The 6,501-nt window shown below is 59.8% G+C and carries 5 protein-coding genes; all 5 read left to right on the top strand.

Annotated features, from left to right (window positions below; genetic code table 11):
* The first annotated feature begins 103 nt into the window (after positions 1-103).
* The 5 genes from F6X42_RS41285 to F6X42_RS41265 all read left to right on the top strand — a co-directional run bounded on the left by F6X42_RS41285 (position 104) and on the right by F6X42_RS41265 (position 6,281).
* Positions 104-1,342 (top strand): site-specific integrase, encoded by a 1,239-nt coding sequence (locus F6X42_RS41285; RefSeq protein WP_246530523.1) that lies wholly within the window; start codon positions 104-106, stop codon positions 1,340-1,342.
* A gap of 2 nt (positions 1,343-1,344) precedes the next feature.
* Complete coding sequence (locus tag F6X42_RS41280) at positions 1,345-2,886, top strand: site-specific integrase (protein WP_187639534.1); 1,542 nt, start codon at positions 1,345-1,347, stop codon at positions 2,884-2,886.
* Positions 2,886-5,201 carry a hypothetical protein gene (locus tag F6X42_RS41275; protein WP_187639533.1) on the top strand — a complete coding sequence of 772 codons (2,316 nt, stop codon included), beginning with the start codon at positions 2,886-2,888 and terminating at the stop codon, positions 5,199-5,201. Before F6X42_RS41280 ends, F6X42_RS41275 begins: the two co-directional genes overlap by 1 nt.
* Positions 5,194-5,682: a hypothetical protein gene (locus tag F6X42_RS41270; protein ID WP_187639532.1), complete on the top strand. Its 489-nt coding sequence runs from the start codon at positions 5,194-5,196 to the stop codon at positions 5,680-5,682. Before F6X42_RS41275 ends, F6X42_RS41270 begins: the two co-directional genes overlap by 8 nt.
* Before the next feature lie 212 nt (positions 5,683-5,894).
* Complete coding sequence (locus F6X42_RS41265; protein ID WP_246530522.1) at positions 5,895-6,281, top strand: hypothetical protein; 387 nt, start codon at positions 5,895-5,897, stop codon at positions 6,279-6,281.
* Positions 6,282-6,501 lie beyond the last annotated feature (220 nt).

The raw sequence follows: 6,501 nt of genomic DNA, 5'->3' as shown, positions 1-6,501 counted from the left end.
CATCAGTGGTACGGGAAAGAGCGTTGCGGATTTCCCGTTCCTTTCACGAATTCGACGCAACGGCTTCGTACCATTTGGTACCTGATCACTGTTGCGTGAATCAATGGCATTTCTACAGCTATCGGATCCGCTGGTGCCGCCGCATCTCAGAAGTCCCACACTGGTGAGCGAAGCCGCCGTTCCGCGATACTGGGCGAACATCTGGTCGATTGTTTCGATGGGTCATCTGGCCGCATCGACCCAGGCGGGCAAGCTTCGGTACATTGAAGATCTGTATCAGCATGCGGACCGGTTGCTGGGACCGAGCGGTCTCGATGACGCGCTCGCGGATATGAACGATGCCGCGCTGGCCGATGTGCTCGAATCGTGGTTTGTCTCGATCCGGAACCGGCCACGCGTCACGCGAGCCGACGAGCTGCGCTGGCATGCGGGCTTGGGATTCCTGACAGACGTGCTGACGTGGCTTTCCAGGAGCCGCATTCCAGATGACCGGCTACGGGACATCGAGACACGCTTGCACAGGCTCTCAACGCTGTACGGCCAATTGCACGTCCGGAAATGCAGGCAGACGGAGATGATCCGCTCGTTGCCTGCCGCAGTGGTCGAGACGCTGTACGATCTGCTGGACCCCGTGTCAAGCCGGAACCCATTCAGACATACAAAGACCCGCTGGCGTATTTACATTGCTTTCATTCTGATGCTGCACCAAGGTCTGCGGCGTGGAGAGTTACTGCTCCTGGCGGCCGACGCCATCAAGACAGGATTTGACCGAAAACGGCAGACGCTGCGCCATTGGCTCAACGTGCAGCAAAATGAGTACGAGGACGACGACACGGATGGTTCGATCGACTCGCGCTACTCGAAGCCGAGCATCAAAACAGCCCATTCTGTTCGTCAGATGCCGGTCAGCCCAGTGACGGCGCAGCTGGTTCAGACATACATCGAGAACTATCGCGGTCGCCCTGGCCACCCCTTTCTGCTCAATTCGCATTTCGACAGCCCGTTCGCGACGGAATCGCTGACGAAAGCGTTTCGCGAGATATCGAATGCGTTGCCTGACGCCGTACGCCAGGAATTGCGCGATCGCACTGGCAAGGCTTCCGTGATGCCACACGACCTGCGGCACACAGGCGCCGTTGTCCGGTTACAGCAGCTGATCGACAACGGCGATTCGATCGATGAGGCGCTTCAGAAGATGCGCCCGTTCTTCGGCTGGTCGAAAAAATCTGTGATGCCCTTGCGCTACGCGCGGGCCGTCTTCGAAGACCGGCTCGCTGACGTCTGGAACGACAGCTTCGATGACCGGGTGGCGCTGCTGCGCGCCATCCCGAAGGGGCTCTGACCATGCGGCCGCCCCATCGTCGCGACGGCGCAGATGTTGCCGTTGGGGCCGGGCAACTGATCATCGACGTGGTCTCGCGACTCCCTGCTCTTCCCCCTGTCATCCGCTACTACGACGAGTTTGATAACGCTACCCGTTCGATCCCTGCGCCTGCCGACGCAACAGTATTCGAGCTGTCGATATACGGGCGACCGCACAGGCTGGACTTCGATCGTTATCCAGGTGCATACGCCATGCTGGTGAAGCAGCTCTTCCTGTATCTGCTGGGGGAAGATCTCCACGTCGTTTCGGCCTTCAAGGCGGCAAGTGGAGCGATGCACTTCCCGGTTGCTGAAGCCGAAAAGCTGATCGACGCCGGCCCCCACAAGATTAGCCGCGAATGGACTGTCATGCGCGCACGCGATCTGCCTCAGGACGCGTACCGGTTTGGTAAAACGCTGCTACGGTTGCTTTGTGCTCACCGGCTTGGCGGCTGGTCTCCAACATTTGCGGAATTCATCCGATCTTCCCTGCCGGGCCCTGCGAGCGACGCCTACGCGGGAGTGCATTCCGGCGACGCCTTCCTGTCGGCCGACGAAGAGGCCGCGATCGTTCGGCATCTTGACGAAGTGGTTTCGGTTCTCACGTCGTCAGTGAAAACGCCGTTAGCGTACGAGGACGTCTGCGACGCTGGCATGTTGCTGTGCGCCTACCAGTTCGCCATGCGCCCGATCCAGATTGCGATGCTGGGCATGCGCAATGTTCGCATCTGGCAGGATGCGCCGGATGGACTGCCGACGGTTCATTTAACCTTCCATATGGCCAAGCAGCGAAGCGACTCGAAAAGAAAGCCGCTTACACGCCGCGTCAAACGTGAGTGGGTCCCGATCTTCGTTGTACTCAATGCATGGCGGCGGTCTGAAGGGGCCGCTGGCGCTGCGCGCTTCTTCGCTGTGCAGTCGAACTACGAGGCTGGAGCCCGGATTGCCGCGCTCGTCAGGAAACTGATCGGCTCGGATGACCTCGGTACGGCCACGGATTTGCGGCACACCGCAGCGCAACGGCTCGTTGACGCTGGTGCAACTCATGAGGAACTTGCGGAATTCCTGGGGCATTCTCATGTCCAGAGGGGGCTGGTGTACTTTGCGACATCGGCCTCCCACGCGGAACGGGTCAACCGGGCGCTCGGCGCGTCGGACATATACCGGCGTGTGGCGAAAATTGCGCACGACCGGTTCATCCTCCCGGAAGAGCTCACCCTTCTTAAAGGTGAGCAACAGATCGCTGGTGTGCCTCACGGCATTCCGATTGCAGGTATCGGCGGATGCTCTTCGGGGCAGCCGGCCTGCCCCTATAACCCGGTCACGTCGTGCTATGGATGCAGGAAGTTCATGCCGTTACACGATAGATCGATGCATGAGCGGGTGCTAGCCACCATGCGTGAAGTGGTTGTGTTCTTCGACAGGAGTTCTCGCGGCGACACCCGGTCGCCGGCCTATCTGCAGCTGCAGCGCACGATCGCCGAGATCCAGACGGTCATTGACGAACTGGAAGGCGACGACTGATGAACCCACACTACTCCGCGTTCATCGAGCTGGGCAAAACGCTGGCCCGTGAGAAAGGCCTGTCGTGGGACATGCCTCTCGATGAAACAGGCGCCGCACTCGATGGTGTCGGCTGGAACCTGACCGCTATTGCCAATGACGTGCCGCCGCCCACGCATTATCTGCGAGACCTTGGAGCTGATGCGAAGGCGCTGGCGATCATTAACGCCGAGCGCGACCTGACGCCACTGGCACGCCAACCGCTGTCGCCCGCATGGCAGGACCTGGTCAAGGCAGCAGTCGCCGAACAGTTGCTGTTCAAACGGAACACCTCCGGGTATGTCTCGCAGTCCATCGCACGTCCGCTGCGTGTAATCGCTACATGCGTGAACAGGGAGCCATGGCAACTGACCGTCGACGATCTGTGTCTGGCGATCCGCGTCGGAAAGGCGATCCAGGCCACAGGGAAGCTGGGAGACCTGGTGGCCGGCATCATCAAAATAGTGTTCGACGCCCAGCAGCTCTGCGACGCTGGTCAGTTGTACTCGTCGCTCGCCGTTCCCCGTATGAAAATGAAAAATGCGATCAAGGCGAAGCATACCTGGTCGCAGGAGGAGTTGCGCACTGACCTCGATGCGCGCAAGCGTGAGGAGCGGTTGCCGGAGCGCCAGGCGTTCTGGGAGCTGACCCGCATCGTGATGACCGAAAAGCCGCGTACGTTCATGGACGATCTCCGATTCGCCGCGATACGGACAATGATCGTGACGGGGCTCCGGATAGGCGAAGCCGCGCTGCTACCGGTTGGCTGGAAGCGTGAGCGAACTTACGTCGATGCCAAGGGCCGCCCTGCCGGCGAAGCCGGCGGCATCTCGACGTCGCTCATGATTCGCCACTTCGCGGAAAAGCAACAGATCGAGGAGTCGGATGGGCGTGTTCTGTTCGAGAATGCGCAGCCTGTGCCAGACATGTTCCGGCAATTGCTGACCGACACGCTCGATCACGTCGCAAAGCTCACAGAGCCGCTGCGCGCGACGCTGAAGTTGCAGTGCGAGACCGGTCGGCTACTGCCCTGGTATCGGGCCAATGACGTCGTGCCGTTCACGGAAGCGTATGTGCGGCTGATGGGCAACCCGTTCTGGCTGGACATCGAGCGCGAGCCGTTCATCGAACGTTATCGGAAAAGCTTCGATCCTGATGTGCTGATCGACCTCCAGCGATATCAGGCAGAAAGAGCCCGGAATGGTCCGATCTCGCTGGACATGGCGGTATATCAGTTCGGAAAACGGCTGCTCGACAGGATGCGTGACGGGCAGATCGCATTGCGCTTCCGTCGAGCGGACGGACAGGTGCAGGGGGTGCGGGAACGCATGAGCTGGCACAACACCTATCTCCATGTGGGCGAGCTCGAAGACCATATCCGGGCCACAATACCGACCAAGGTCTCCGACACAATGCCGCTGCCACTCGCGGTCGGCGTCGTACAGTCGTGGGAATTCCTGTTCGTCCAGCCGAAACGATCGCTCTCGGAGGAGCGCAACGATGGCTTGTGTGACGTCACCCGCTGCATGTCAGTTAGCCGCCCTGTACCACGCTTTATAGGACTCGCGCTGGGTGACGACAAGCGAATACCGTCACTGTTCGAAAAATACGGGCAGACCGACGAAGACAGGGCAATGAAGATCGAGTCGCACATGCTGCGCCATCTGCAAAACACCGAACTGTTCCGCCTGGGCGTGGCCGATACGATCATCTCGAAGCGCTTCAACCGGCGCAGCGTCGCACAGAGCTACGAGTACGACCATCGCAGTCTTGCAGAAGAGCTCGACCAGATCGAAATCCCGCAGGACATCGAGGTCATGCTCGGCGAGAAGGCCAGCACGGTTGCCAGGCTCATCAAGGGCGGCAAGGCCAACGGCCCGATCGTTGATGCGTTCCGACGCATTCAGGCAACAGAGGGCGACGCTGCCGCGTACGCGTACCTGCGCGCCGAAGCGGACGGCTTCCATGCCACGCCGTATGGGCACTGCCTGAATTCGTTCACGGTTGACCCCTGCCCGAGACACCTCGAATGCTTCGCGGATTGCCGTCACCTCTCGGCGACCGATCTGCCGGAGAACCGGCAGAACCTGATCCAGCTCGAGGGCAAGTTCAAGCTTGCGCTGGAAACAATCAGGGCCCGGCCATCGACCAGCATTGGCTGGAAAAACCAGCTTGATCACGCGGGAAAACGGCTGGCCGGCGTACAGAGGCTCCTTGCAACACCATCGGGGAAGCGCCCCTTCCCTGACGGCGTTGACCTGTCAATGCCGCGGCAACGAGGAGTACTTGATGACTGAACCGAACGGGTCCGGCGACGACGCGATGCGCGAGACGCTCGAAGCGTTGCTCGCCGATGATGAAGACATTACGGCTCGCGCTGTTGCACGGTTGCATCCGTCCATCTGTGCGGCATCGTCGATCACCCGTAGCGAATCACGGAGAGCGCTGCTCGCTGAATATCAGCAACGGCAGACCGAATACCGGCGCTGGCGAGGCCGCGTGGCGAAACGCTCTGGTGCCGACACCGCAGCATCGCTCGCCGACAAGGACATCCGGATTGCCGAACTTGAAGCGACTGTGCAATTGCTGACCGCTTCCCACCTCGCCATGCTGCGTGCCGTCGGCGAGATGGGTGGTTTCAGTAAATGGGCCAGGTTCTATGAACATCATCGCGAGGCGCGAGACACACTTGCGAAGCACGGCGCGATTCCCGAGGCGGAAGTTTCTCCAATGCCGGTAGATATCCCGGTGCGACGTGGAGATAGAAGGCAGCGTTGACTGGCAGCGTGACGTGATAGTGTTTGCGTGATCGCCGCAGCTACGAAATGGCTGCGGTTCGGCGGCGGAAGCCGCCTCTCTCCCGAAAGGAGCACGAAATGTCTTACCCACCCTGCTTCCAGAGACTGCACGATGAGGCCGGTCCAGTCGGATACCTCGGGCGAGGTACGCATTATTCTGTTTTACGCATACCGACGTGGCACGACGAACTGATGAACCAGCTTCAGTACGGCAGGTTCCTCGACTTCGCAATTATCTGGGACGAAGATCACGACGACCGGGTGCTCGATGCGATCCTGATCATGTACCTCACTGGCCTGCTTGCGCCCGTGCGATTCATCGGCGAACGCAAAGGCGTGCTCTCAGTGATGCTTGCACCTTCAACCGTCAAGACCTGGGACAATGACACGTTCCAGCAATATCGCGAGGACATCGTCGCCGTATGCGCCCATCTTGATGATCCGTGGACAGCAGAAATCAACAGCCTGGATAGCACACAACATTCGATCATTCAGGCGCCTGCTGAAAACGTCGCGACCTATCTGAAGAACATCGACATGCTGTGGCAGCTCGGAACGAAGTCTACCCTTCCTGCCTAGGTAGCGCGGATCCGCAACAACATCCGATCACGCGATGCCACGACCCGGCCGCCGTTGTTGCGCAGTCGCACGTCCCATCGCGCAACAGACGTTGCACTTCGGTGATGCAACAGCCCTTCAGCGAATAGCGGCGTCTGTGGATAACTTCCCCCCTATAGATAAAGGGAGAGTTGAAGAACAAACCTTCGCAACACGATGCCCGAGGTGCCAAGAATCAACA

The sequence above is a fragment of the Paraburkholderia podalyriae genome (genome assembly GCF_014397785.1).
Lineage (GTDB): Bacteria > Pseudomonadota > Gammaproteobacteria > Burkholderiales > Burkholderiaceae > Paraburkholderia > Paraburkholderia podalyriae.
Note: the sequence above shows the minus strand (reverse complement) of the source record. Positions and strands in the feature narration are given on the sequence as shown.